Source organism: Aeromonas sp. 3P, from assembly GCF_051919745.1.
Classification (GTDB): Bacteria; Pseudomonadota; Gammaproteobacteria; order Enterobacterales; family Aeromonadaceae; genus Aeromonas; species Aeromonas veronii.
Genome location: NZ_JBQBED010000001.1, coordinates 2,540,136 through 2,565,079, shown reverse-complemented (window position 1 = coordinate 2,565,079; position 24,944 = coordinate 2,540,136). Strand labels below are relative to the sequence as shown.

Below are 24,944 nucleotides of genomic sequence, written 5' to 3'. Positions count from 1 at the left end.
CGAACTGGTCTGAAACATATATAGAGAGAACTCATCATGGCTTTTAATCTGCGTAACCGTAACTTCCTGAAACTGCTGGACTTCACCCCGCGCGAAATCCAATACATGATCGACCTGGCCATCGACCTGAAGAAAGCCAAATACGGTGGCTACGAGCGCAAGCATCTGGTCGGCAAGAACATCGCCCTGATTTTCGAGAAGACCTCCACCCGCACCCGCTGTGCGTTTGAAGTGGCGGCCTTCGACCAGGGCGCGCAAGTCTCCTACCTTGGCCCAAGCGGTTCCCAAATCGGTCACAAGGAGTCCATGAAGGACACCGCCCGTGTACTGGGCCGCATGTATGACGGTATCGAATACCGCGGCTACGGCCAGGAGATCGTGGAAGAGCTGGGCGCCTACGCCGGTGTCCCGGTCTGGAACGGCCTGACCAACGAATTCCACCCGACCCAGATCCTGGCCGACTTCATGACCATGCTGGAGCACGGCAAGGGCAAGCGTCTGGATCAAATCAAGTTCGCCTACCTGGGTGATGCCCGCAACAACATGGGTAACTCCCTGATGGTCGGCGCCGCCAAAATGGGTATGGATATCCGTCTGGTCGCGCCGAAAGCCTTCTGGCCGGAAGAGGAGCTGGTTGCCAAGTGCCGCCTGATCGCCGAAGAGACCGGCGCACGCATCACCCTGACCGAAGATGTGAAAGAGGGTGTGCTGGGTGCTGACTTCCTCTACACCGACGTCTGGGTATCCATGGGTGAAGCGAAAGAAGCCTGGGATCAGCGCGTCAAACTGATGACTCCGTATCAGGTCAACATGGATGTCATCAACGCCACCAAGAACCCGGATGTGAAGTTCATGCACTGCCTGCCGGCGTTCCACAACGACGAGACCACCATGGGCAAGGAAGTGGCTGACAAATATGGCATGAAAGGCCTGGAAGTGACCGAGGACGTGTTCGAATCCGAGCACAGCATCGTGTTCGACGAGGCCGAAAACCGGATGCACACCATCAAGGCAGTGATGGTTGCTACGCTGGGCGACTAAGGTCGCAGTAGTGGTGCCGGGGGGCGACCCCCGGCTTTTCGACCATGTGACAGCGGCATAATACCTCTAACCCTACAACCCGCAGCCTGCATGGATACCACACCCACAGAAGGAAGCTGGACCATGACCAAATTCAAGTTCCCGTCAGCCTACACGATACTGTTTGTGCTGATCGCCCTGGTGGCCGCCCTGAGCTGGATAGTGCCGGCCGGCAAATACGAGATGACCATGAACGAAGCCCTCGGCAAAGAAGTGCCGGTGGCGGGTACCTACAAACTGGTGGAGGGGAATCCCCAGGGGATCGTCGACGTGCTGCTGGCACCTATCGATGGCCTCTACAACCACGACACCTATGAGGCAGGCGCCATCGACGTCTCCCTCTTTATCCTGATCATCGGTGGTTTTCTTGGCATTGTGACCAAGACAGGTGCCATCGATGCCGGTATCGAACGTGTGACCGACCGTCTGCGTGGCCGTGAAGAGTGGATGATCCCGATCCTGATGGCGCTGTTCGCCGCAGGCGGCACCATCTACGGCATGGCCGAAGAGTCGCTGCCTTTCTACACCCTGCTGGTGCCGGTGATGATGGCCGCCCGCTTCGACCCTGTGGTGGCAGCGGCAACCGTATTGCTGGGCGCCGGTATCGGTACTCTCGGTTCCACCATCAACCCGTTTGCGACAGTGATTGCCGCCAACGCCGCCGGTATCTCCTTCACCGATGGTATCTGGCTGCGCGTTGCCATGCTGGTCGCCGGTTGGCTGCTCTGTGTTGCCTACGTCATGCGTTACGCCAAGATGGTGCGCAGCGATCCGAGCAAATCCCTGGTGGCTGACAAGTGGGAAGAGAACCGTGCCCACTTCCTTGGCAACAAGAGCGACCAGATGCTGGAGTTCACCCTGACCCGTAAAATCGTGCTGGGTATCTTCGTCGCCGCCTTCGCCGTGATGATCTACGGTGTGGCCGTGCTGGGCTGGTGGATGGCGCAGATCTCCGGCGTGTTCCTGGCTGCCGCCATCATCGTTGGTCTTATCTCCCGCATGAGCGAGGAGGAGTTGACCTCCAACTTTATCGACGGTGCTCGCGACCTGCTGGGGGTGGCGCTGATCATCGGTATCGCCCGCGGTATCGTGGTAGTGATGGATAACGGCATGATCACTCACACCATTTTGCACAGTGCAGAAGGGATCGTGACCGGCCTCTCCACCATCGTCTTTATCAACGTGATGTTCGTGCTGGAAGTGGTGCTCTCCTTCCTGGTGCCGTCCTCCTCCGGTCTGGCCGTACTGACCATGCCGATCATGGCGCCGCTGGCCGACTTCGCCAACGTGGGCCGCGATCTGGTGGTGACTGCTTATCAGTCTGCCTCTGGTCTGGTGAACCTGGTGACCCCGACCTCCGCCGTGGTCATGGGTGGTCTGGCCATCGCCAAGGTGCCTTATGTGCGCTGGCTGAAATGGGTGGCTCCGCTGCTCGGTATCCTGACCGTGCTGATCGTGGTCTGCCTGAGCCTGGGCGCCGTGCTCTCCTGAGGGATAACAAGCAAGATGAAACGGGAGCCTGCGGGCTCCCGTTTTTTTATGGGCGCAAGAAGTGATGGACACAAAATAGCAAGCAACAAAAAGGCGACCCGCGGGTCGCCTCGATGTATTTAGGGGAAATGGCTTAGCGGGCCTGCGCCAGCGTGCGCACCACGGCGGCATGGGCCTGTCGGGTGCGGCTGATATGGCGCGGCGCGACCAGCACCACGTCATTGCCTGCGACGGCGCCCATGATCTCGGGATTGGCGTTGCGATCCAGCAGGCGAGCCACCACAGTGGCGGCCCCCGGAGTGGTGTGGATCAGCACCATCTGCTGGTTGTGTACCACTTCGCGCACCATGTCGTGGATCGAGCGGGTACTGCCGGCGGGTTCCAGCTGCTCATCGACCAGGGTGTAGACCTTCTTGCCGTTGGCATTCTGCGCCTTGGCAACGCCGAGGCGGCGCAACAGGCGGGAGATGGTGGACTGGCTGATGTCGGCAAAGCCGCGCTCCGACAGCTCGCGGCGGATCTCTTCCTGGGTGCTGTAGCAGTGCTGACCGATGATCTGGCGACAGGCATCCAGCTGGGCCAGGTCGGGCTCTTGAGCAACGGGACGACTGAGGGTTTTGACCACGGCGAATTCCTTTGATGATGATCGGAGGTAAACGCGCGATATCTGCCATAGCAGTCAGTTATCAGGCAAAAACACTGATAATCCATCTATATGCAGGGAATGAGCGGGCATTACCATCTTGCGATGGCAAATTATAGCTGACTGGAAATTTGGTGATGTGACAGGGTTCAAAAATGGGCCCCGCGGGGCCCAATCAGATATCAGTAACGCTCGCTGACGATGTCCTGAGTGAAGGACTTCTCGCAATATTTGCACTTCATCCGCACCACGCCTTTCACTTCGCGCACCCGGAAGTAGCTGTCTACCGGCTCGTTGTGGGAGATGCAGTTGGAGTTGGGGCAGTGGAACACCCCGGCGATGAACTCCGGCAGCTCCAGCTGGTGCTTCTTCACCACATTGAAGTCTTCGATGATGTTGACGGTCGCTTTCGGGGCGAACAGCGCCAGCTGGTTGGCTTGTTGCTCGGTCAGGCGGGTGTTCTCAATCTTGATGAGATCCTTCTTGCCCAGCGCGCCGGATTTCAGGTTGAAGCCGACGGTGATCCGCTCCTGGGTTTCGACCAGCTGGAAAAGCTTGAGGATCTTGATGCCCTGGCCAGCGGGGATGTGATCGATGACGGAGCCGTGACGGATGGCTTCGACTTGCAGTTGGTTCTTGTCAGACATGATATTCCCCTAAGCTCAGACAGTTTCGTTCAGTACCAGTGCCAGCAGCGCCTGGCGTGCATAGACCCCGTTCTCCGCCTGCTGGAAGTAGCAAGCGTGGGGAGTCTTGTCGACCGCCACATCGATCTCGTCGACGCGGGGCAGGGGATGCAGGATCTTCATGGTGGGCTTGGCCCCTTCCAGGGTCGCCAGCTCCAGAATGAACTTGGCGGCCATGTGCTTGTATTCGGTCTCGTCGAAGCGCTCTTTCTGGACGCGGGTCATGTAGAGGATGTCCAGCTCCGGCATCACCTCTTCCATGGTCTGGTGGACGCTGAACTGGATACCCTTCTCTTCCAGCTCTTCGCAGATGTAGTCCGGCATCGCCAGCGCTTCCGGGGAGATGAAGAAGAAGCGGCAGTTGAACAGGCTGAGGGCCTGGGCCAGCGAGTGCACGGTGCGGCCATATTTCAGGTCACCGACGAAGGCGACGTTGAGGTTGTCCAGACGACCCTGGGTCTCGTGGATGGTGAACAGGTCGAGCAAGGTCTGGCTCGGATGCTGGTTGGAGCCGTCGCCGCCGTTGATGACCGGCACGCGGGAGAACTCGGAGGCCAGACGGGCCGCACCCTCTTTCGGGTGGCGCATCACCACCGCATCCGAGTAGGAGCCGATGATCTTGATGGAGTCAGCCAGCGTCTCGCCCTTCTTGGCGCTGGTGTTGCCACCGTCGGCGAAGCCGATGATGTTGCCGCCAAGGCGCTGTACCGCGGTCTCGAACGAGAGGCGGGTGCGGGTGGAGGCTTCGAAGAAGCAGCTGGCAACCAGCTTGTCTTTCAACAGGCTGGTGTCAGGTTCAGCCTTCAACCGTTGTGCGGTTGAGACTACCAGTTCCATTTCTGACCGGGTCAGGTCCGAAATGGAGATGACATGTTTCTTATAGAGTGGATTGGTCATCGTCTGCATTCCCTTTGACATCATTGGAGGTTTTTCGGGCACAAAAAAAAGCCCCTGAAACAGGGGCTTTTTTTAAAAATAACTGGGGATCGTTGGGGTGGGAACCGGAAACAACGGGGCCGCTCTGGTGCGCACCACCCGTCTGCAAGGCTGTTTTCTGAATCAAAAACTGCATCGTTTCGTCCCGACCTTTTTCAAAACCGGACAGATTATAGGGCCGCTTTTTTAATTGTCAAAATTTTATTTCTGATGCCAATTTCAGCATGAAAAACGTTTAAGTGGCGGAAACATGACGACAAATCCACACTCTGTGCGTCTCTTGCAGCGATTCCCCATCGCGGACCATGGCGCGCAAATAACCGAGTCTGTGGTGCCCTTCCAGCAGGCAGTAGGGTTGCGGTAACGGTTGCCCGTTCGGGTAGCTGGCTCCCTCCTCCGGCGCCAGTACGATGACAGGTTCGGGCCAGGTGCCGTCGTTCAGCATCTTCTCGCCGAGCCAGGAGCGGCGGACATACCGGTTGCTGCGCAGCATCTCGCCCCAGCGCTCGATCACCTCCATATGGCGGGAGTCCACCTGATCCACCAGTTGCGCGGTGGGCCAGCTTTCACAGGTGAACTGATGGTTGGCGAGATCGATAAAGCTCCAGTTGGACTCAAAACCGCGCCAATGACGGTAAATCCACTGGGAGAGCACATTTTCAGGAATAAAGGGTACCAGCGGCGCGACCCGTTCAAGATAGGCGGGCAGGGACTCTGTCTTGCGTTCATCCCTGAAGTTGAGGGGCGCAAGTTGTTGTAGCAGTCGGTAATTGAGCATAAGCAGCCTCCCGGTACCTGCTTTCACCCTACCCCCATTTATGCCCCATTCCTACCCCGCTGAGTCTGGAAATACAGCAAGTTACCCCTCGTTGCTGCACAAATCGGCGCGACTTGTTCGGGATTTGTGCAATTGCATTAAAAGTGTGAAAAAAGCCTTTACCTTTGAAACCCGCTTTGTATACTACGCCTCGTTTGTTGCAGGGGCGTAGTTCCAATTGGTAGAACAGCGGTCTCCAAAACCGATGGTTGCGGGTTCGAGTCCTGCCGCCCCTGCCATTTTCAGAAAGGCCAGCTCATTGAGCTGGCCTTTCGCATTTCCGGCGTTCGCCAATTTATCCCTCTCTCCTTTTTCTTCTCCTTCTAGCCGCTAGCCCCGGTGACTGTGGCCATATTGATCTCGATGTCTGCCGCAAGAGCGTTCAATGTGCAGCAACCCGCTGTTTCAGGACGGCGACCAGCCGCTGGTGGCGGGCGGGGAGCGGCCACTCGGCGCGGTAGATCAGCCAGAGCGTGTCGATCACCTCGATCCGGCTCTGGAGCACCCGGATCTTCTCCTGCTGGGCAAAGGCGGTGACGGCGAAGCGGGGCAGCACGGTAAAGCCGAGGCCGCGGGCGACCGGCTCCAGGATCAGGCCGATCTGGTTGGTAAAGCCGCGCAGCGGGATCTCGTCAACGCGCTGGCCGGGGTAGCGTCGTCCCAACAGGCGTTGTGCCATGCTGCGGCCATCCGGGTGGTCGATAAAGCCGAGCTGACAGAGGTGCTGCCAGCTCTGCTCCTCGCCGTCGTTGGGTACCACCAGACAGAGGGGTTCGCGGGCGAAGGGCTCGGCGGCGATGCTGGGGTGCTCCGGCGGTTGATCCACCAGTCCCAGATCGCTACGCCCCGCCAGTACCGCCTGCACTATGTCGGGGGTGGGGGCGAAACGGTGCTGGATGGTGAGTCCGGGGTGCTCCTGTTGCTGGTCGAGCAGCAGGGGATAGAGCAGCAGACCGATGCTGCCCGGGGTGGACAGGGTGATGGCGCCGCGCTGAGGGTCATCGTCCGAGAGGCGCGCCCGCAGCTGTTCGGCGGCCTGCGCCTGTTGGCGGGCGAAGTCGAGCAGCACCAGCCCGCGCGGAGTGAGCTCCAGCTGACGAGGCTTGCGCAGCAGCAGGGGGCCAAATTCGGCCTCGAGACGCGAGATATGCTGACTGACGGCGGCCTGGGTGAGATCCAGCCGCTCGGCGGCACGGGTAAAGCTGCCGGTTTCATGCACCACCACCAGGGTGTGGAGCCAGAGTGGATTAACCATAAATTTAATTTATGCCTTCCATTAGTTTGACCTTATTTTTCATTATGTCGCCCCTTCCTATCATGTCACCTGTTTCCCACACACAATTTCAAGGTGACGTATGACTTACCCGCGCAACTTCTCCCACATCGGCATCACGGTGACTGACCTCGACAAAGCGGTCGAGTTCTATACCAAGGTGATGGGCTGGTATCTCATCATGCCGGCCACCACCATCAGCGAGGATGACTCTGCCATCGGCGTGATGTGCAACGACGTGTTCGGCCCGGGCTGGGGTTGTTTTCGCATCGCCCACCTCTCTACCGGCGACAAGATCGGCATCGAGCTGTTCGAGTTTCCCAACAGCGAGCGCCGTGAGAACAACTTCGAATTCTGGAAGACCGGGGTATTCCACTTCAGCGTGCAGGATCCGGATGTCGAGGGGCTGGCGGCGCGCATCGTCGCGGCGGGCGGCAAGCAGCGGATGCCGGTGCGCGAGTACTACCCGGGCGAGAAGCCCTACCGCATGGTCTACATGGAAGATCCATTCGGCAATATCGTCGAGATTTACAGCCACAGCTATGAGCTGACCTACTCCGCCGGTGCATATCAGGGGTAAGTGACAGGCCGCCTTCGGGCGGCCTGCTGCTTTGTTGTTACAAGAGTCAGTAGCATGGAATAGCGATCTGGTTCACACGAATAGCGCGTTCTGTTGTTGATAGATGGGAAAATATACAGATTCACTAAAGTCTGTTCATATTGCGGCCGATAGCCTTTGATACATCAGGGTTTTCCCTGCCTGACACAACAACAAGGATTCGTCGTCATGACCCTCTCTCTGCGCGACAAGCTGCTGGCCACCAGTCTTGGCGTAGTGCTGCTGATGGCATCACTGCTCGGCATCGTTGCCTTTCACACCCTAAAATCCCGCACCATGAGCGCCATCCAGAGCGAGGCGGTCAACTATGGCCACGCCTACTCGGTCGCCATCGGCGAATGGATGACGGATCGCAAGAACACCGTCCATGCGCTGGTCAACCTGATCAGCGATAACCCCCAAGCCGAGCTGGTGCCGCACCTGAAGCAGGCCTATACCTCCGGCGGCTTCGGGCTCACCTATTTTGGCTCCGCGCAGGGGGTGATGACCCGGCAGGATCCCTCCCTCAACACCGGCAACTATGACCCGCGCGAGCGCCCCTGGTATCAGGATGCGGTGAAGGCGGGGCAGCTGATCGTCACCGCCCCCTATGTCAGCGTCACCATGCAGAAGCTGGTGGTCACCCTCTCCGAGCCGGTACGCCATCAGGGCGAGCTGGTCGGTGCCGTGGGGGCCAACCTGGCGCTCGACAAGCTGATCGACGAAGTACTGGCGATGAAGGTGCAGGGTGAAGGCTATGCCATGCTGCTCGACAGCAGCGGCCTCATCGTCGGCCATCCGCAGAAGGATTTGGCGCTCAAGCCCATCGCCGAGCTGGCGCCGGGACTCTCTGCCGCCACCTTCCAGCAGTGGGGCCGTGAAAACAGCGAGCTGCACGCCGCCACCCTCGACGGGCGGGATGTGTTGCTGGCGGTACAACCGGTACCGGGCACCGACTGGTTGCTGGCCATGGTGATGTATCGCGATGTGCTGGAGGCGCCGCTCAGCAGCCTGCTGTGGGAGCTGGTGGGGCTGACCGTGGTGCTGATGCTGGTATTCAGCGCCCTGCTCACCGCCACCTTCAAATACCTGTTCGCCGATCTCGGTCGGGTCGCGCACGCCCTGCACGACATTGCCCACGGCGAGGGGGATCTCACCGTTCACATCAACACTCACAGCAAGGATGAGGTGGGTCAGCTGGCCCAGAACTTCAACCAGTTCGTGGCGCGGCTGCACGGCATCGTCAGCCGGTTGCGGGATGTGACCGTCGAGCTGGCGGCACAGTCCCGTGCCCAGGCGGCCGGGGCGCAGGCCCGCAGTCAGCGGGTACGCCAGCAGCAGGACGAGATCGTGATGGTGGCGACCGCGGTGACCGAGATGGCTTCCGCTACCCAGGAGATCGCCGGCAACGCCGAGTTTGCCGCCACTACCGCCACCGATGCGGTTGCGCTGGCGGTCGCCGGTCAATCCCAGGTTGGCCAGAGTCAGCGCAGCATTACCGGTCTGGCGGACGAAGTGGCCGATGCCAGCCAGATCATCAACGAGCTCGACAGCCATGCCCAGAAGATCAGCGGCATTCTGGCGACCATCAGCGGCATCGCCGAGCAGACCAATCTGCTGGCGCTCAACGCGGCCATCGAGGCGGCGCGGGCCGGTGAGCAGGGACGAGGCTTCGCGGTAGTCGCGGACGAGGTGCGGGTGCTGTCACGTCGTACCCACGACTCCACCGACGAGATCCAGCAGATGATCGAGACCCTGCAGCAGACCACACGTCGTGCCGTGGGTGGCATGGAGACCAGCCGTCAGCTGGCGGGTACCAGCGTCGAGGATGCGGAAGCGGCCAACCAGAGCCTTGCCCGGATCAACGAGGCGATCGGCTCCATCAGCGACATGGCGACCCAGATCGCGGCGGCGGCCGAGGAGCAGACCTCGGTGACCGGCGAGATCAGCCGCAATACCGAGAATATCCGCCACGTCTCGCAAGAGCTGGCCGAGCAGGCGGGCAACGAGGCGGCGCAGGCGGCCGAGCTCAAGTCGCTGACCGAGCGGCTGGAGCAGGAGATCGGTCGCTTCCGGCTCTGATCATCCCGCCACGCCAGCAACAGAAAGGGCAGCCCGCGGGCTGCCCTTTGTTATTTCACGACTGGCTTAAGGGTTCTGCTTGACCCAAATCAGCTGGTCGGTGGCAAAGCCCAGCGACTTCGCTTTGGCGACCAGCGCATCCACCTTCGCCTTGGGCGGGTTGGGTGAGCGGGAGAGGATCCAGAGGTAGTCGTGGTTGTAGCTGGTCACCAGCGAGAGCTGGTAATCGGGGTCGAGGTCGATGACGTTGTAGCCGCCGTAGAAGGGGCCGAAGAAACTCACCTTGAGCCGCGCCTCGTCCGGGTTGCCGATGAAGTAGGCCTTGCCCTCGGCTTCGCGCCAGCTGCCATCGCTCTGCTTGCCGCGGTTGAGCACCTTGACGCCGCCATCGTCCCGCAGGCTGTAGGTGGCGCTCACCTGCTCCAGCCCCCGCTCGAAGCTGTGGTCGAGGCGGGCGATTTCGTACCAGGTACCGAGATAACGATCGAGCTGGAAGCCGGTAACGGGGCGGATGCCATCGGCAATCCCGGTACAGGCCGTCAGCAGTAAAGCGGTGAAAAGGCAAAGCAGTGAACGCATAAGTAATCCCTCTCTTGTTATCCCTCGATGATGCGCAGCTGGCCATCCCGGAAGCGGGAGGCCTGATCCGTCGGCGTGCTGCCGAAGAAGCGCTTGTACTCCCGACTGAACTGGGAGTTGCTCTCGTAACCGACTCTGGCCGCCGCGGTGCCCGCCTTGATGCCATCGTGCAGCATCATCATCCGCGCCTTGTGCAGGCGAAACGACTTGATGTACTGCAGCGGCGAGGTGGCAGTGACCGCCTTGAAGTGGTGGTGAAAGGCGGAGACGCTCATGTTCACCTCCCGCGCCAGCTCCTCCATGGTGAGGTTATCGGCATAACGGGACTCTATCATACGCAGCACCCGGGCGATCTGGCCCACATGGTTGTGGCGATTGGCGAGCGCCTGCAGCGCCGGGCCGCCCCCCTCGGTGAGGGCGTGAAACAGCATCTCCCGCACCGTCTGCGGTCCCAACACCCTGGCGTGCAGCGGGTTGTCCATCAGCTCGATCAGTCGCTCAGCGGCGCAAAACATGGTTTCCGACAGGGGAACCGAGTGGACGCCGCTCTTTTGCGGCGCGGGGGCGGGCAGGGCATCGCCCAGCTCCAGCAGCAGCTCTTGCAGGATGACCAGATCGATCTCGATGGTAAACCCGATAAGCGGCTGCTCGGGGGAGGCGAAGCACTCGCACTCGCAGGGCAGCGGCAGGGTCATCAGCAGATAGTGGTTGGGGTCGTAGCGAAACACCTGATCCGCCAGATAACCCACCTTGTGCCCCTGCAGGATAACGATCATCCGCGGTTGGTAGAGCACCGGGGTGCGGCCATGGTGCTCGGTGGTATAGATGAGGTTGACCTGTTTCACCGGTGATGGGGTGATGCCGGGTGAGGTGACGTGGCGGGTCAATCTGGCGGCGAGGTCGCTGTAACGGTTTTGCATGGGCGCTCTTTGATTCGACAGTTCCGGTTTTCGCTGCTTTGTAGAAATAGGCAAGAATCAAGCAGGATGTTGTCTTGATGGTAGGTTGGTTCTGGAGAAAAATGCAATCACGATTTCGCGGCCTAGCCGCCCTGACTATCAGAAGAAGGCAATGTCGATGAACAACTTTACTCTCCATACCCCGACCAAAATCCTGTTCGGCCAAGGGCAGATCGCCCAGCTGCGCGAGCAGCTTCCGAGCGATGCCCGCGTCATGATCACCTACGGTGGCGGCAGCGTGGTACGCAGCGGCCTGCTGGAGCAGATCCGCAACGAGCTGGCTGGCATGACCCTGTTTGAATTTGGCGGCATCGAGCCGAACCCGGCCTACGAGACCCTGATGGGGGCCGTGGAGCTGGCCCGTGCCGAGCGGGTCGACTTCCTGCTCGCCGTTGGCGGTGGTTCCGTGCTCGATGGCACCAAGTTTATCGCCGCTGCCGCGCACTACGATCTGGCCAAGGATCCCTGGCACATTCTTGAGACTGTCGGCAGCGAAGTGCGCTCCGCCATCCCGCTCGGTTCCGTGCTGACCCTGCCGGCGACCGGTTCCGAAATGAACATGGGCGCCGTCATCACCCGTCGCAGCAGTGGCGACAAGGTGCACTTCTTCTCGCCGTTCGTGATGCCGCGCTTCGCCGTGCTCGATCCGGTGCTCACCTACACCCTGCCCGAGCGTCAGGTGGCGAACGGGGTAGTGGATGCTTTCGTCCACATCGTGGAGCAGTACCTCACCTATCCGGTCAATGCCAAGGTGCAGGATCGCTTCGCTGAAGGCTTGCTGCTGACCTTGATCGAAGAGGGCCCCAAGGCGCTGGCCGAGCCGCACAACTACGAGGTACGCGCCAACATCATGTGGAGCGCCACCATGGCGTTGAACGGCCTGATCGGTGCCGGTGTACCACAGGACTGGGCCACCCACATGCTGGGTCACGAGCTGACTGCCCTGCACGGCCTCGACCACGCCCAGACTCTGGCGGTGGTGCTGCCCGCCCTGCTGCAGGCCAAGCGCAAACAGAAGCATGCCAAGCTGCTGCAATACGCAGAGCGGGTGTGGGGTCTGAACAGCGGCAGCGAAGCGGAGCGCATCGATGATGCCATCGCCGCGACCCGAGACTTCTTCGAGCGGATGGGGGTCAAGACCCGACTGCGCGACTACGGTCTGAAAGATCTGGGTATCGACACCCTGATCGGCAAGCTGGGTGAGCACGGCATGACCCGTCTGGGCGAGCACAGCGATATCGATCTGGTGCAGAGCCAGCATATTTATGAAGCGGCCTGGTAAGGGCCGCCAATCGGTGCCAAACGGGCGAAACGATTGAATTGCCGGGGCCCTCTCCCGCTATCTGGCGGCTGAGCGGCCCCGCTTTTGTTGGGAAAATGTTACTTTTCGGCGTTTCGCTGCGAGAAGTGAGACGAAAGCGGATTTCGTAAGAACAAAAAACGCTAAGATAGAGGGCCGGTAAAACATTTTTTTTGACTGGTTGGATCACTTTTTTCAGCCGTTTTTACTGGTATAAGCCTCTAATTTGGTTTGTTTTTTTTAATCGTAGCCAGGGATGGGCTGAATTCTGTACGAGTGCCGTCGGGACTGCGGTTGTAATAAAACTCCAAAATTTGATACTAATCACCTTCGCGCCTGAAAAGCGGGGGCCTGACCATGACAGGAGGTTGAGGTAAAGCCTACTGATTTTCATAACAAAGAGCCCTGGACCTGCACTTTGGTCATGTCTTGTTTCGTCAGAAGTGAGACACTGGGCAGCGATTGTTTATTAACCATCAGGGAATAGTCATGCAGATTGGAATACCGAGAGAGAGTCTCGCCGGTGAGACCCGGGTCGCAGCGACCCCGGCTACCGTCGAGCAGCTGAAAAAGCTCGGCTTCGAGGTCGCCATCGAGACCGGCGCAGGCCTGTCGGCCAGCTTCGATGATGCCGCCTTCGAGGCTGCCGGTGCCAGCGTGGTGCCGAATGTCTGGCAAGCCGACCTTATCTTCAAGGTCAATGCGCCGACCGATGCCGAGATCGCACAAATTAAAGATGGCGCCACTCTGGTGAGCTTCATCTGGCCTGCCCAGAACCCTGAGCTGGTCAAGAAGCTGTCCGAGCGCAACATCAATGTGATGGCGATGGATATGGTGCCGCGGATCTCCCGTGCCCAGTCCCTCGATGCCCTCTCCTCCATGGCCAACATCGGTGGCTATCGTGCCGTTGTTGAAGCTGCGCACCAGTTCGGTCGCTTTTTCACCGGCCAAATCACTGCTGCCGGTAAAGTGCCGCCTGCCAAGGTACTGGTGATCGGTGCCGGCGTAGCCGGTCTGGCTGCCATCGGTACGGCCGGTTCCCTCGGTGCCATCGTGCGTGCCTTCGACACCCGTCTGGAAGTGGCCGAGCAGATCGAATCCATGGGTGGGGAATTCCTCAAGCTGGACTTCGGTGGCGAAGACGGCGCATCCAGCGATGGTTACGCCAAAGTCATGTCCGATGAGTTCATCAAGGCCGAGATGGAGCTGTTCGCCCAGCAGGCCAAAGAGGTTGACATCATCATCACCACCGCCCTGATCCCGGGCAAGCCGGCTCCCAAGCTGATCACCAAAGAGATGGTCGACAGCATGAAGCCGGGCTCCGTCATCGTGGACATGGCCGCTCAGGCTGGCGGCAACTGTGAATACACGGTGCCGGGTGAGCTGCATGTCACCGCCAACGGCGTCAAGGTGATTGGTTACACCGATCTGCCGGGTCGTCTGCCTGCCCAATCCTCCCAGCTCTACGGTACCAACCTGGTCAACCTGATGAAGCTGATGTGCAAGGAGAAGGACGGCAACGTTGCCATCGACTTCGAAGATGTGGTTCAGCGCAACATGACGGTGATCCAGGCCGGTGAAGTGACCTTCCCGCCGCCCGCCATCTCTGTCTCTGCTGCCCCGCAGAAACCGGCCGCCGCCAAACCGGCCGCCAAGAAGGAAGAGGCCAAGCCCTCCAACAAGAAGTTCGTGTTCGGTGCCCTCGGCATCGCCGCCTTCGGCTGGATCGCCTCCGTTGCCCCGGCAGCCTTCCTCTCCCACTTCACCGTATTCATCCTGGCCTGTGTGGTCGGTTACTACGTGGTGTGGAACGTCTCTCACGCCCTGCACACGCCGCTGATGTCGGTCACCAATGCCATCTCCGGCATTATCGTGGTCGGTGCCCTGCTGCAGATCGGGCAAGGGTCGACCCTGGTCACCGCGCTGGCGTTCATCGCCGTGCTGATTGCCAGTATCAACATCTTCGGCGGCTTCACCGTCACTCAGCGCATGCTGAAGATGTTCCGTAAGGATTAAGGGGGTTTAACGTGTCTCAAGGACTGGTAACAGCATCCTATATCGTTGCCGCCGTGCTCTTCATCCTCAGTCTCGCGGGACTGTCGAAGCAAGAAACGGCCAAGCATGGCAACCTGTTCGGTATCGCGGGTATGGCTATCGCCCTGCTCGCCACCGTATTCAACCCGGAGACCAGTGGCGTTCACTGGATCATTCTGGCCATGGTGATCGGCGGTGCCATCGGCGTGCGTCTGGCACTCAAGGTCGAAATGACCGAGATGCCCGAGCTGGTGGCCGTGCTGCACAGCTTCGTGGGTATGGCGGCAGTGCTGGTGGGCTTCAACAGCTTCATCGATCTGCACCCCTCCGCACCTGCTGAGGTCGTCGTCTCCGTCGGTTCCAATCTGGATGCCACCCTGGCAGCCGCCCGTGCGGCGTTCGAGCAGGCCAACAGCGTTGCTCAGGTCGAGCACCTGACCGGCGCCATGCTGAACATCCACCTGGTCGAGATCTTCCTCGGCGTCTTCATCGGTGCCGTAACCTTTACCGGTTCCGTGGTTGCCTTCGGCAAACTGCGCGGTCTGATCTCCTCCAAGCCGCTGATGCTGCCACACCGCCACAAGCTGAACCTGCTGGCCGTGGTCGCCTCGCTGGCGCTGATGGTCTACTTCGTCAACGCGGGCGGCTCTACCTTCGCCCTGCTGGTGATGACCCTGATCGCCTTCGCCTTCGGCTGGCATCTGGTTGCCTCCATCGGTGGCGCAGACATGCCGGTGGTGGTCTCCATGCTGAACTCCTACTCTGGTTGGGCGGCAGCGGCGGCGGGCTTCATGCTCTCCAACGACCTGCTGATCGTCACCGGTGCTCTGGTAGGTTCCTCTGGTGCCATCCTCTCTTACATCATGTGTAAGGCGATGAACCGCTCCTTCATCTCCGTGATCGCCGGTGGCTTCGGCTCCGATGGCGTGGCCTCCACGGCTGATCAGGAGATGGGCGAATACCGCGAAACCAGCGCCGAGGAAGTGGCTGACCTGCTGAAGAACTCCAGCTCCGTCATCATCACCCCGGGCTACGGTATGGCGGTGGCGCAGGCCCAGTATCCGGTGGCTGAAATCACCCAGAAGCTGCGTGACCGCGGCGTCAAGGTGCGCTTCGGTATCCACCCGGTTGCCGGTCGTCTGCCTGGCCACATGAACGTGCTGCTGGCGGAAGCGAAAGTCCCGTATGACATCGTTCTGGAAATGGACGAGATCAACGACGACTTCGCCGATACCGACACCGTGCTGGTGATTGGTGCCAACGACACCGTTAACCCGGCTGCGATGGAAGATCCGGGCAGCCCGATCGCCGGTATGCCGGTGCTGGAAGTGTGGAAAGCGCAGAACGTCATCGGTTTCAAGCGCTCCATGAACACTGGCTACGCCGGCGTCCAGAACCCGCTGTTCTTCAAGGAAAATACCCAGATGCTGTTTGGCGATGCCAAGGCCAGCGTCGAGGCAATCCTGAAAGCGCTGTAAGTGCCATTCAGAGAGTGAATATCAAGGAGGCTTCGGCCTCCTTTTTTATTGCTCATCCCTTGTATATCCTCAATCCATACGGACCATGAGGGATCTCCATGATGTGGTGTCAGGGTTGGCGAAGGATCGGGTTGTACGGCTGGCTGCTGGCCTTCCTGTTTGGTGCTGGTTCGGCTGTGGCGACAGACGAGCCGCCGACCCTGACGCTGCTGACCGAGCTGTGGCCCCCTTATGTGATGCGTGGTGACAATGGCGAGCTGGCTGGCGCCGATCTCGATCTGGCCTGTACCGTGTTGCGCCAGATGGGTTATCGCACCGAAATCAGGGTGCTGCCCTGGAAGCGGGTTCTGCAGCAGGCCCGTCTCAGGCAGGGGGATGCGGTGCTTGATGTCTTCTTTGAACCTTCCCGCCAGCATTGGCTCCACTATTCCGAAGAGCCGCTCTCTTACAGCGGCGAAGTGCTCTTCTATCCATCGGCTCGTCCGGTGGATTTCAGGCAGCTCTCCGACCTCAAGGGTCTGCGGATAGGTATTCAGGAAGATTATGCCTACAGCCCCGATTTTCTGACCGATCCCGGCGTTATCCGGATGCCGATGACGGGGGAGGGGAATGCCATCAAACAGCTGCATCTGATGATGGCCGGTCGGTTGGACGGGGTGGTGCTCAACGAGCGGGTCGGTCGTTATCTGCTGCATACCCAGGGGTTGCAGGATCAGGTGAGCCACGGCTCGCGCCTGCTGACCGACGACAACCGCAACTTCCTCGCGTTTACCCACAAGCCCGGCCACGACCAGCTGGCTATCCGTTTCTCCTCTGCCCTCAAGGCGTTCAAACAGACTCCCGCCTACAAGCAGCTGCTGGCCCGCTATCACCTCTGAGTTGCCGCCCTGCTGTGCGCCGCTTCACAATTTGTCGCACTTTGTTAAAAGGTGGGCATAATGGCGAACAAAAAGGGGATGCTGCTCAACATTAGTTGATCTTGTTGATAGTAGAATCAACTGCGGTTTACTCAAAGTTACTCATATATGTCCACAGCAGCCACCACTGACCAGATCAATTCGTTAACGGATGAAGAACGTCATCTGATCGCCAGTTTCGAGCCCGCGGTCGAGGCGCTGGCCGCGCTGTTTGGCGCAGGGTGCGAGGTGGTGTTGCATGCGTTCGATACGCTGGATGCATCGGTTATCAAGATTGCCAACGGCCATGTCACCGGTCGTCGGGAGGGGGCGCCGGTCACCGACTTTGCCCTCAACCGCTTGCAGGGGGAGGCGGGCAGCCAGTGGAGCAGCTACTTCAGCCGTACCCGCGACGGGACGCTGATGAAGTCCTCCTCCATCACTATCAGCAACCGGCAGGGCAAGCCCATCGGCATGCTCTGCGTGAACTTCAGTCTGGATACCTCCCTTGGCTGCCTGCTCGATACTTTTGCGCTGCCAGCGGCACCGGCTCCGCTCAATAACGAGACTTTTGCCAGCTCGGTGGACGATCTGGTGACTCAGGTGATTGAGAAGGTGGATCGGGACGATTCGCTCTCCTGCACGGTGCGCAACAAGGAGATAGTGACCCGGCTCTTCGACATGGGGATCTTCGAGATCAAGGAGGCGGCTCAGCTGGTTGCCCGGATGCTCGGCATCTCCCGTCATACTGTTTATCTGCATATCCGTAATCACAAAGCGGATCTGAACAAGCAATAACTGCCTGCGGGCACCCTGAACATGAGAAACACTGCGATGAAAGCACAATGGACCGACTTTATTACCCTGCTCAAGCGTGAAGTGGTGCCGGCCCTGGGCTGTACCGAGCCGATGTCGGTGGCGCTGGCGGCGGCCAACTGCCGCAAGCTGCTGGGGGAGACCCCGACCCGCATCAGCGTCTGGGTCAGTGGCAATCTGTTCAAGAACGGCATGGGGGTCGGAGTACCGGGCACCGGCATGATCGGCCTGCCGGTGGCCGCTGCGGTCGGCATAACAGGGGGTAATCCCGATGCCGGGCTGGAGGTGCTCAAGACCCTCACACCAGAACAGGTGGAAGCGGCCAAGACGTTGCTGCCGGTGATCAAGGTGGATGTTAAGGATGTGCCGGACGTGCTCTACGCCGAGGTGCTGGCCGAAGTGGAGGGCCATAGTGCCCGGGTGGTGATCTGCACCGACCACACCCGCATCATCCTGATGGAGAAGGATGGCGAGGTGCTGATGGAGCAGAACAGCGCCCCCGGCGTGCAGATCCAGCCAGCCAAATCCGCCAAACCGGCCATGACCCTGCGGGAGATCGTCGATTTTGCATTGGAAGTGCCGCTGGCGGAGATCGACTTTATCCGCGAAGCCGCCACCATGAATCAGGCGCTGGCGGACGAAGGGTTGCAGGGTTACGGCTTGAAGATCGGCAAGATCCTCACCGAACAGGTGGAGCGCAAGCTGCTCTCCGATGACCTGATGACCCTGGCGATGCGCCTCTCCTCTGCTGCCTCCGATGCGCGGATGGATGGCGCCATGCTGCCCGCCATGTCCAACTCCGGCTCCGGCAATCAGGGCATTGCCGCCACCATGCCGGTGGTCGCGGCTGCCCGCTTCCTCAAGGCGAGCGACGAGCAGCTGACCCGGGCACTGGTGATGAGCCATCTGGTGGCCATCTACATCAAGACCTATCAGAACAAGTTGTCGGCCCTCTGCGCCGCCAGTACCGCCGCCATGGGGGCCGGTGCCGCCATCACCTGGCTGCTGGGCGGCCAGTATCAGCAGATCAGCCACTGCATCAACAACATGATTGGCGATGTCTCCGGCATCATCTGCGACGGCGCGGGCAGCGCCTGCTCCATGAAGGTCTCCACTTCCACCTCGGCGGCGGTTAAGTCTTCGCTGATGGCTATCAACAACCTGCATGTGCCCCAGAGCGAGGGGATCGTCTCCGACGATGTGGACCAGACCATCGCCAATCTGGGCCGCCTCTCCAAAGAGGGGATGCTGGATACAGACATCGAAATCATCAACATCATGCGAGCGAAACAGCAGAAGCAGTGAATCTGTGACAAGGGGGCGATAGACCCCCTTGTTCTTGTCACGACGGCGCAGACCGTCTGACACGGTTGCCAGGGCAAGCATGGCGCTTGCTCTTGTTTCTCGGGCCCAAGCCCACTTTTTGGGGAGTCATACCATGACATTTAGCGTTATCGGCAATCTGGCCATCGCCGCCATCTTGCTGTTCTTTCTCTACCGGTTACAGGAAAAACATGTGAGCTTCACCCGCCGGGTATTTGCCGGTCTGGGGCTCGGTATTCTGTTCGGCGCCGCTTTGCAACTGCTTTACGGTGCAGGCTCGCCCGTCATTGTTCAGACCATCGACTATCTGGATATCGTGGGGAGCGGCTATGTGAAGCTGCTGCAGATGATCATCATCCCGCTCATCATGGTCTCCATCATCAGCGCTATCTTGAAGCTCAATGGTGGCACCGCGCTGGGCAAGATCAGCGCCATGACCATCGGCGTGCTGATCTTCACCACCGCCATCGCCGCCGGGGCGGGCATCCTGATGTCCAACCTGTTTGGCCTGACCGCTGAAGGGCTCACCTCCGGTGCCGCCGAAAGCGCCCGTGGTGCCGCGCTGCAGACCACCCTCGGCAGCGTCGAGAGCATGTCTTTCGCCAAGATGATGCTGGAGTTCATTCCCGCCAACCCCTTCCTCGACATGACCGGGGCGCGCAAGACCTCCACCATCGCCGTGGTGATCTTCTCCATCTTCATTGGCCTCTCCGCTACCGGCATCGCCCGCAAGAAGCCGGAGATCTTCGCCAGCTTCAGCCACTTCGTGGCTGTGGCTCATGCCATCGTGATGCGAATGGTGACCCTGGTGCTGCGCCTGACCCCGTTCGGCGTACTGGCGCTGATGACCAAGGTGGTCTCCGGCTCCAACTATGCGGATATTCTTAACCTGCTCAGCTTTGTGATGGCCTCTTACGGCGCCATTGCGATCATGTTTGTCGTGCACCTGTTGCTGGTGAGCATGGTCGGCATCAACCCGCTGCGCTTCCTCAAGAAGATCACTCCGGTGCTGGCGTTTGCCTTCACCTCGCGCACCAGTGCGGGCTCCATCCCGATGAACGTGCAGACCCAGACCAAGTCGCTGGGTATTCCGGAGGGGATCGCCAACTTCGCCGCCTCCTTCGGTTCCACCATCGGCCAGAACGGCTGTGCCGGTATCTATCCGGCCATGCTGGCAGTGATGATTGCCCCGACCGTCGGGGTTAACCCGATGGAGCCGGGCTTCATCATGACTCTGATCGCCATCATTACCGTCAGCTCCTTCGGGGTGGCCGGGATTGGCGGCGGTGCTACCTTTGCCGCGCTGATCGTGCTCTCCGCGCTGGATTTCCCGGTGGCGCTGGCCGGTCTGCTCATCTCCATCGAGCCGCTGATCGACATGGGCCGCACTGCCCTCAATGTCTCCGGCTCCATCACCGCAGGGACGGTCACCAGCCGCCTGATGGGCGAGACCGACATGCATGTGTTCAACAGCGATCACGAAGTGAGTCTGGACGGCGAAGAGTCCACCGTCTGATTTGCGTCGGTTGATCTGCCTGTGGAAAGGGGCGACCCTTTCCCGTCATAGACCGCAGGGAGGGCATGCCCTCCCTGCGCCATTGAGAGGAAAAACAATGAGAATTCTGATCATCGGTGGCGAAGCCGCCGGTATGAGCGCGGCCGCCAAGGCACGCCGTCTGGCCAAAGATGCCGAAATCGTGGTGTATGAGGCCTCCGAAGTGATCTCTTTCGGTGCCTGCGGCCTGCCTTATTTCGTCGGCGACGAGTTTCAGGAGCCCGGCTACATGGCCGAGTTCACCCCCGAGCAGTTCTCCGCCAAGGGGATCGAGGTCAAGATTGGCCATCGGGTGCTGAGCGTTGACGCAACTGCCCAGACCCTGCAGGTGGAGCACAACGGCGACACCTTCACCGATCGCTACGATCGGCTGATGATTGCCACCGGTGCCCGCGAAGTGATGCCCCCCATCCCCGGTCTGCAGCAGCAAGGGGTATTCGGTCTGCGCCGGATGGCCGACGGGCTGGCGCTCAAAGCTGCGGTGCAAGACAAGAATAATCGCCGCGCCGTGGTGATTGGTTCCGGCTTTATCGGGCTGGAAGTGGTCGAGGCGCTGGTCCATCAGGGCAAGGAGGTGCGTCTGATCGAGCTGGCGGATCGGGTCATCCCCGACGCGTTTGATGGCGAGATCACCCAGCACATCGAAACCGAACTGCGCGAGCAGGGGGTCTCTCTTCATCTGGGTGAGCGAGTTGAAGCACTGCTGGGGGATGGTCGGGTGACCGGCGTGCGCACCAGCCATGGCGAGTACGAGGCCGATATCGTGGTGGTCTGCACCGGGGTCAAGCCCAACACCGAGTTTCTGGCCGATACCGGCATCGAGCGGCTCGGTAACGGCGCCATCAAGGTGGATCGTCAGGGACGCAGCTCGCTGGCCAACGTCTGGTCGGCCGGTGACTGTGCCAGCGTCTGGCACAGTGTGAAGCAGCAGCAGGTCTATGTACCGCTCGCCACCATCGCCAACAAGCTGGGGCGCATGGTAGGCGAGAACCTGGCGGGTGCCGAGCAGGAGTTCCCGGGCACCCTCGGCTCTGCCGCGCTCAAGGTGCTGGGGCTGGAGGCGGGCCGTACCGGCCTCTCCGAGCAGGAAGCCAAGGCGATGGGCATCGACTATCGCACAGTGGTGATCAAGGACAAGTGCCACACCAACTACTGCCCGGGTCAGTCCGACATCCACGTCAAGCTGGTCTACGAGGCGGGCAGCAAGCGGCTGCTGGGTGGCCAGATCCTCGGTCGCAAGGGGGCGGTCCACCGCATCGACGCGCTGGCGGTTGCCATCACCATGGGAGTGACCACCGAGCAGCTCGGCATGCTGGACTTTGCCTACGCGCCGCCCTTCTCCCGCACCTGGGATGCCCTGAACGTGGCGGGTAATGTCGCGAAGTAAGCGTTGCGATGACTGCGTCGTTACGCAGATTCTGCTCTGCAGAGCAATCTGCGGGTAATAGCTGAGGGTAAATTGCAGCGATAAAAAAACCGATGCCAAGGCATCGGTTTTTTGTTACCGGTTTATCCGTATCACTCAGCCACGGCCGAGGCGGTTCTCCGGGTAGTTCTTGGCCAGCACTTCGCGGGCATGCTTGGCCAGCTGCGGCATCTTCAGAGCGTCGTAAGACTCGACCATGATCTCCAGCGCCTTCTCGGTTTCGGCTGTGTCGGGGTAGGTTTCGACAATCAGCTTGGCCCGGTTGGCGGCCGCGACCAGTGCATCACGCTTCACGTAATACTCGGCCACGCTCAGGTCATATCGGGCCAGACGATTCTTCAGGCCAATCATGCGGGCGCGGGCATCGGCGGCATAGACACTGTTGGGGTAGTTCTGCAACAGGGTCTTGAAGTCCTGGAATGCCTGACGGGCATAAGCCGGGTCTTTGTCGTCACGATCGATACCGAACAGGCTCTGGAAGAAGTTGTAATCCGCCGCCATGTTGGTCAGGCCGCGCATATAGAAGACGTAATCAATATTTTTATGCGCCGGATTGAGGCGGATAAAACGGTCGATATTGGCGATCGCCTGAGCGGTATCATCCTGCTTGTAGTAGGCATAGATGAGGTCAAGCTGCACCTGGTTGGAGTAGGCGCCGAACGGATAGCGAGAGTCCAAAGCGTCCAGCAATTCAGTGGCTTGCACGTAATTGCCAACGTCCAGTTTGAGGCGTGCTTTCTGGTACAGGGTCTCCGGCGGTTCGTCGGGTACCTTGGGTTTGGTGCTGGAACAGCCTGTGATCAAGGTAGCGACCAAGGCGAGCGACATCAGCAGGTGAGACTTCTTTCCCATCAACAACATCCGGTCCATTTCCACGAAATTGGCAAAGTATCCGTTATGCTTGGCTAAAAGAAAAGCTAGAATACCCGGATTATTTCGAATTGATACCCCCCGCTCAAGAGACCATACATGAGCCAGCATATTGAACTGACAGGCGAATTCCAGGATCACCAATTCGGGCAGCGACTCGACCAGGCCCTGGCCGAATTGTTTCCAGACTACTCCCGCACCCGCATCAAGGAGTGGATTTTACAGGACAGAGTGACCCTGGACGGTCAGGTTGCCAACACCCCGCGCGAGAAGATTCTGGCCGGGCAGCAGGTGCATGTGAATGTCGAGCTGGAAGATGATACTCGCTGGGATGCCCAGGATATCGAGCTCAACATCGTTTATGAAGATGAACACATTCTGGTGATCGACAAACCGGCCGGTCTGGTGGTTCACCCGGGCGCAGGTACGCCGGATGGCACCATCCTCAACGCCCTGCTGCACCGCTACCCCGGCATTGCCGAGGTACCCCGCGCCGGTATCGTGCACCGTCTGGATAAAGACACCACAGGTTTGATGGTGGTTGCCAAAACCGTACCCGCCCAGACCCATCTGGTGGAAGCGCTGCAGGCGCGCCAGATCACCCGTGAGTACGAAGCGATCGCCATCGGTCACATGACCGCCGGCGGCACCGTTGATGCGCCCATCGGCCGTCACCCGACCCAGCGTACCCACATGGCCGTGGTGCCCAATGGTCGTCCTTCCGTGACTCACTACCGGGTTCACGAGAAGTTCCGTGGCCATACCCGTCTGCGTCTGCGTCTGGAGACCGGCCGTACCCACCAGATCCGTGTCCACATGGCCCACATCAAACACCCGCTGGTGGGAGATCCCGCTTACGGTGGCCGTCTGCGCCCGCTGCGCAACGCGACCCCCGAGCTGACCCAGGCACTGCGTAACTTCAACCGTCAGGCGCTGCATGCCACCATGCTGCAACTGGCTCACCCCATCACGGGAGAAGTGATGCAGTGGCACTCAGCTACACCGCAAGACATGGTGGAGCTGATGGAAGTGCTGCGCGCGGATACTCTCGCCAATCCAGACGATCTGGTCTGGAACTGATGTGATCGGGCCTGCTGCGTCGGTTTCTGGCGTCATCCGGCCCGAATAGATGCCAAACGGGGTTCCCTTGCAGGAGCCCCGTTTTTATATCGGTGAATTGAAGGAGTCACAGATGAAATGGATCGAACCCGACTGGCCAGCCCCGGCGTGTGTCAGGGCGTTGTCGACCACCCGGGATGGCGGCGTCAGTGAAGGGGTCTTTGCTGGCCTTAATCTGGGGGCCCACGTGGGTGACGAACCGGCGCGAGTCGAGGCCAATCGCGCCCGCTTGCAGCAGGCGGCCGCCATCCCGGGGCCCCTTAACTGGCTCAATCAGGTGCACGGCACCGTGGTTCATCCGGTCAGCAGCCATTATGAGCTGGCGCCGGATGCCGACGCAGCTTGCGCCCATGAGGCGGATCTGGCCTGCATCGTGATGACTGCTGACTGTCTGCCGGTGCTGTTCTGCGATCGGGCGGGTACTGTGGTCGCAGCGGCCCACGCAGGCTGGCGTGGCCTGAAAGAGGGCGTGCTGGAGGCGAGCATCGTCGCCATGGGCTGCGAGCCGGGCGAGATCCTGGCCTGGTTGGGCCCGGCCATCGGCCCCACTGCGTTTGAAGTGGGTGGCGAGGTGCGCGAGGCCTTTATGGCCGAGCAGGCCGAAGCAGAAGCGGCGTTCATCCCTTCGTCCAATGAGGGGAAATGGCTGGCAGATATCTACCAGCTGGCGCGGTTGCGCCTCGCCCGCGCTGGCGTTACCGCCGTCTATGGCGGCGAATACTGCACCTTCAGCGATAGCGAGCAGTTTTACTCCTATCGTCGTGACGGCCAGACCGGCCGGATGGCCTCCCTCATCTGGTTGGCCAGCTAAGCAATCACCCGCCAAGTAATACCCCGTCTCTCTCAAGACCAGATCCGTATGAGAGAGGCGGGGATCCTACCCTCTCCCCGCTTTGCAGAAAAAATAACCAGCCCATGCCCTTGAAATAGCCCGTACGGGCCTCATCTTTCATCTCAGAAAGTTATGTTGTTTGCCGCGCAAG

The 24,944-nt window shown here is 60.1% G+C and carries 23 protein-coding genes and 1 tRNA gene; 15 read left to right on the top strand and 9 right to left on the bottom strand.

What is annotated here, in order from left to right; genetic code table 11:
- Positions 1-36 precede the first annotated feature (36 nt).
- The gene (gene argF / locus ACTG19_RS11750) at positions 37-1,041 is read left to right on the top strand and encodes an ornithine carbamoyltransferase (protein WP_005339721.1); all 1,005 of its coding nucleotides are present in this window, start codon (positions 37-39) and stop codon (positions 1,039-1,041) included.
- A gap of 123 nt (positions 1,042-1,164) precedes the next feature.
- Complete coding sequence (locus ACTG19_RS11745) at positions 1,165-2,571, top strand: YfcC family protein (protein WP_005339725.1); 1,407 nt, start codon at positions 1,165-1,167, stop codon at positions 2,569-2,571.
- A gap of 133 nt (positions 2,572-2,704) precedes the next feature.
- On the opposite strand, the gene ACTG19_RS11740 is transcribed toward ACTG19_RS11745, so the two are convergent.
- The 5 genes from ACTG19_RS11740 to ACTG19_RS11720 form a co-directional block, all read right to left on the bottom strand.
- Positions 2,705-3,196, bottom strand: a complete 492-nt coding sequence (locus tag ACTG19_RS11740; RefSeq protein ID WP_005339728.1) for an arginine repressor — start codon at positions 3,194-3,196, stop codon at positions 2,705-2,707.
- A 200-nt stretch (positions 3,197-3,396) separates the two neighbouring features.
- Entirely contained in the window at positions 3,397-3,861 is a 465-nt protein-coding gene (gene pyrI, locus ACTG19_RS11735; protein ID WP_005339730.1) for an aspartate carbamoyltransferase regulatory subunit, read from the bottom strand.
- Positions 3,862-3,876: 15 nt separating this feature from the next.
- Positions 3,877-4,797, bottom strand: a complete 921-nt coding sequence (gene pyrB, locus ACTG19_RS11730; RefSeq protein WP_005339735.1) for an aspartate carbamoyltransferase — start codon at positions 4,795-4,797, stop codon at positions 3,877-3,879.
- Positions 4,778-4,972 (bottom strand): hypothetical protein, encoded by a 195-nt coding sequence (locus ACTG19_RS11725; protein WP_013724188.1) that lies wholly within the window; start codon positions 4,970-4,972, stop codon positions 4,778-4,780. The genes pyrB and ACTG19_RS11725 overlap by 20 nt, the downstream gene beginning before the upstream one ends.
- A gap of 99 nt (positions 4,973-5,071) precedes the next feature.
- Complete coding sequence (locus ACTG19_RS11720; protein ID WP_439989097.1) at positions 5,072-5,614, bottom strand: hypothetical protein; 543 nt, start codon at positions 5,612-5,614, stop codon at positions 5,072-5,074.
- A gap of 201 nt (positions 5,615-5,815) precedes the next feature.
- On the opposite strand from ACTG19_RS11720, the gene ACTG19_RS11715 reads away from it, so the two are divergent.
- Positions 5,816-5,892: transfer RNA gene (locus ACTG19_RS11715), tRNA-Trp, on the top strand.
- Between the two features lie 143 nt (positions 5,893-6,035).
- Here ACTG19_RS11715 and ACTG19_RS11710 read toward each other — a convergent pair.
- Positions 6,036-6,908, bottom strand: a complete 873-nt coding sequence (locus tag ACTG19_RS11710; protein ID WP_201990915.1) for a LysR family transcriptional regulator — start codon at positions 6,906-6,908, stop codon at positions 6,036-6,038.
- A 100-nt stretch (positions 6,909-7,008) separates the two neighbouring features.
- Here ACTG19_RS11710 and ACTG19_RS11705 point away from each other — a divergent pair, with 100 nt between their 5' ends.
- Entirely contained in the window at positions 7,009-7,506 is a 498-nt protein-coding gene (locus ACTG19_RS11705) for a lactoylglutathione lyase family protein (RefSeq protein ID WP_201990916.1), read from the top strand.
- A gap of 207 nt (positions 7,507-7,713) precedes the next feature.
- The gene (locus tag ACTG19_RS11700; RefSeq protein WP_201990917.1) at positions 7,714-9,606 is read left to right on the top strand and encodes a methyl-accepting chemotaxis protein; all 1,893 of its coding nucleotides are present in this window, start codon (positions 7,714-7,716) and stop codon (positions 9,604-9,606) included.
- A gap of 66 nt (positions 9,607-9,672) precedes the next feature.
- Here ACTG19_RS11700 and ACTG19_RS11695 read toward each other — a convergent pair whose 3' ends face one another.
- Both ACTG19_RS11695 and ACTG19_RS11690 read right to left on the bottom strand, forming a co-directional pair.
- Positions 9,673-10,185 (bottom strand): lipocalin family protein, encoded by a 513-nt coding sequence (locus ACTG19_RS11695; protein WP_429186399.1) that lies wholly within the window; start codon positions 10,183-10,185, stop codon positions 9,673-9,675.
- A gap of 17 nt (positions 10,186-10,202) precedes the next feature.
- Entirely contained in the window at positions 10,203-11,105 is a 903-nt protein-coding gene (locus tag ACTG19_RS11690) for an AraC family transcriptional regulator (RefSeq protein ID WP_429186398.1), read from the bottom strand.
- Positions 11,106-11,262: 157 nt separating this feature from the next.
- Here ACTG19_RS11690 and yqhD point away from each other — a divergent pair, with 157 nt between their 5' ends.
- From yqhD to ACTG19_RS11650, 8 genes are all read left to right on the top strand, one after another.
- Complete coding sequence (gene yqhD, locus ACTG19_RS11685) at positions 11,263-12,426, top strand: alcohol dehydrogenase (RefSeq protein ID WP_005356302.1); 1,164 nt, start codon at positions 11,263-11,265, stop codon at positions 12,424-12,426.
- 507 nt (positions 12,427-12,933) lie between these two features.
- The gene (pntA, locus tag ACTG19_RS11680) at positions 12,934-14,460 is read left to right on the top strand and encodes a Re/Si-specific NAD(P)(+) transhydrogenase subunit alpha (RefSeq protein ID WP_040070064.1); all 1,527 of its coding nucleotides are present in this window, start codon (positions 12,934-12,936) and stop codon (positions 14,458-14,460) included.
- Between the two features lie 11 nt (positions 14,461-14,471).
- Positions 14,472-15,956 (top strand): Re/Si-specific NAD(P)(+) transhydrogenase subunit beta, encoded by a 1,485-nt coding sequence (gene pntB, locus ACTG19_RS11675; RefSeq protein WP_005339759.1) that lies wholly within the window; start codon positions 14,472-14,474, stop codon positions 15,954-15,956.
- 98 nt (positions 15,957-16,054) lie between these two features.
- Entirely contained in the window at positions 16,055-16,834 is a 780-nt protein-coding gene (locus ACTG19_RS11670) for a substrate-binding periplasmic protein (RefSeq protein WP_201990920.1), read from the top strand.
- Positions 16,835-16,981: 147 nt separating this feature from the next.
- Positions 16,982-17,650, top strand: coding sequence for a helix-turn-helix transcriptional regulator (locus ACTG19_RS11665; protein ID WP_042082913.1), 669 nt, complete (start codon positions 16,982-16,984; stop codon positions 17,648-17,650).
- Positions 17,651-17,671: 21 nt separating this feature from the next.
- On the top strand, positions 17,672-18,973 hold the full coding sequence (locus ACTG19_RS11660) for an L-cysteine desulfidase family protein (RefSeq protein ID WP_040070060.1): 1,302 nt from the start codon (positions 17,672-17,674) through the stop codon (positions 18,971-18,973).
- Positions 18,974-19,106: 133 nt separating this feature from the next.
- Entirely contained in the window at positions 19,107-20,507 is a 1,401-nt protein-coding gene (locus tag ACTG19_RS11655) for an L-cystine transporter (RefSeq protein ID WP_088870353.1), read from the top strand.
- A gap of 97 nt (positions 20,508-20,604) precedes the next feature.
- The gene (locus ACTG19_RS11650) at positions 20,605-21,933 is read left to right on the top strand and encodes a CoA-disulfide reductase (protein WP_439989096.1); all 1,329 of its coding nucleotides are present in this window, start codon (positions 20,605-20,607) and stop codon (positions 21,931-21,933) included.
- Between the two features lie 135 nt (positions 21,934-22,068).
- On the opposite strand, the gene ACTG19_RS11645 is transcribed toward ACTG19_RS11650, so the two are convergent.
- Complete coding sequence (locus tag ACTG19_RS11645; RefSeq protein ID WP_439989095.1) at positions 22,069-22,824, bottom strand: outer membrane protein assembly factor BamD; 756 nt, start codon at positions 22,822-22,824, stop codon at positions 22,069-22,071.
- A gap of 117 nt (positions 22,825-22,941) precedes the next feature.
- On the opposite strand from ACTG19_RS11645, the gene rluD reads away from it, so the two are divergent.
- Positions 22,942-23,922, top strand: a complete 981-nt coding sequence (gene rluD, locus ACTG19_RS11640) for a 23S rRNA pseudouridine(1911/1915/1917) synthase RluD (RefSeq protein ID WP_005339771.1) — start codon at positions 22,942-22,944, stop codon at positions 23,920-23,922.
- Between the two features lie 112 nt (positions 23,923-24,034).
- A complete protein-coding gene (gene pgeF / locus ACTG19_RS11635; RefSeq protein ID WP_439989094.1) occupies positions 24,035-24,772 on the top strand; it encodes a peptidoglycan editing factor PgeF in 738 nt (245 codons plus the stop codon).
- The last annotated feature ends 172 nt before the right edge of the window (positions 24,773-24,944 follow it).

Excerpts from the sequence above, each read along its gene's own strand:
- yqhD (WP_005356302.1), top strand. The coding sequence starts at position 11,263 with ATGAACAACTTTACTCTCCATACCCCGACCAAAATCCTGTTCGGCCAA.
- ACTG19_RS11650 (WP_439989096.1), top strand. The coding sequence starts at position 20,605 with ATGAGAATTCTGATCATCGGTGGCGAAGCCGCCGGTATGAGCGCGGCC.
- ACTG19_RS11660 (WP_040070060.1), top strand. The coding sequence starts at position 17,672 with ATGAGAAACACTGCGATGAAAGCACAATGGACCGACTTTATTACCCTG.
- pntA (WP_040070064.1), top strand. The coding sequence starts at position 12,934 with ATGCAGATTGGAATACCGAGAGAGAGTCTCGCCGGTGAGACCCGGGTC.
- ACTG19_RS11700 (WP_201990917.1), top strand. The coding sequence starts at position 7,714 with ATGACCCTCTCTCTGCGCGACAAGCTGCTGGCCACCAGTCTTGGCGTA.
- ACTG19_RS11645 (WP_439989095.1), bottom strand. The coding sequence starts at position 22,824 with ATGGGAAAGAAGTCTCACCTGCTGATGTCGCTCGCCTTGGTCGCTACC.
- pyrI (WP_005339730.1), bottom strand. The coding sequence starts at position 3,861 with ATGTCTGACAAGAACCAACTGCAAGTCGAAGCCATCCGTCACGGCTCC.
- ACTG19_RS11705 (WP_201990916.1), top strand. The coding sequence starts at position 7,009 with ATGACTTACCCGCGCAACTTCTCCCACATCGGCATCACGGTGACTGAC.
- rluD (WP_005339771.1), top strand. The coding sequence starts at position 22,942 with ATGAGCCAGCATATTGAACTGACAGGCGAATTCCAGGATCACCAATTC.
- pyrB (WP_005339735.1), bottom strand. The coding sequence starts at position 4,797 with ATGACCAATCCACTCTATAAGAAACATGTCATCTCCATTTCGGACCTG.
- ACTG19_RS11710 (WP_201990915.1), bottom strand. The coding sequence starts at position 6,908 with ATGGTTAATCCACTCTGGCTCCACACCCTGGTGGTGGTGCATGAAACC.
- ACTG19_RS11725 (WP_013724188.1), bottom strand. The coding sequence starts at position 4,972 with ATGCAGTTTTTGATTCAGAAAACAGCCTTGCAGACGGGTGGTGCGCAC.
- ACTG19_RS11665 (WP_042082913.1), top strand. The coding sequence starts at position 16,982 with ATGTCCACAGCAGCCACCACTGACCAGATCAATTCGTTAACGGATGAA.
- ACTG19_RS11670 (WP_201990920.1), top strand. The coding sequence starts at position 16,055 with ATGATGTGGTGTCAGGGTTGGCGAAGGATCGGGTTGTACGGCTGGCTG.
- ACTG19_RS11695 (WP_429186399.1), bottom strand. The coding sequence starts at position 10,185 with ATGCGTTCACTGCTTTGCCTTTTCACCGCTTTACTGCTGACGGCCTGT.
- ACTG19_RS11720 (WP_439989097.1), bottom strand. The coding sequence starts at position 5,614 with ATGCTCAATTACCGACTGCTACAACAACTTGCGCCCCTCAACTTCAGG.
- ACTG19_RS11745 (WP_005339725.1), top strand. The coding sequence starts at position 1,165 with ATGACCAAATTCAAGTTCCCGTCAGCCTACACGATACTGTTTGTGCTG.
- ACTG19_RS11690 (WP_429186398.1), bottom strand. The coding sequence starts at position 11,105 with ATGCAAAACCGTTACAGCGACCTCGCCGCCAGATTGACCCGCCACGTC.
- ACTG19_RS11655 (WP_088870353.1), top strand. The coding sequence starts at position 19,107 with ATGACATTTAGCGTTATCGGCAATCTGGCCATCGCCGCCATCTTGCTG.
- pgeF (WP_439989094.1), top strand. The coding sequence starts at position 24,035 with ATGAAATGGATCGAACCCGACTGGCCAGCCCCGGCGTGTGTCAGGGCG.
- argF (WP_005339721.1), top strand. The coding sequence starts at position 37 with ATGGCTTTTAATCTGCGTAACCGTAACTTCCTGAAACTGCTGGACTTC.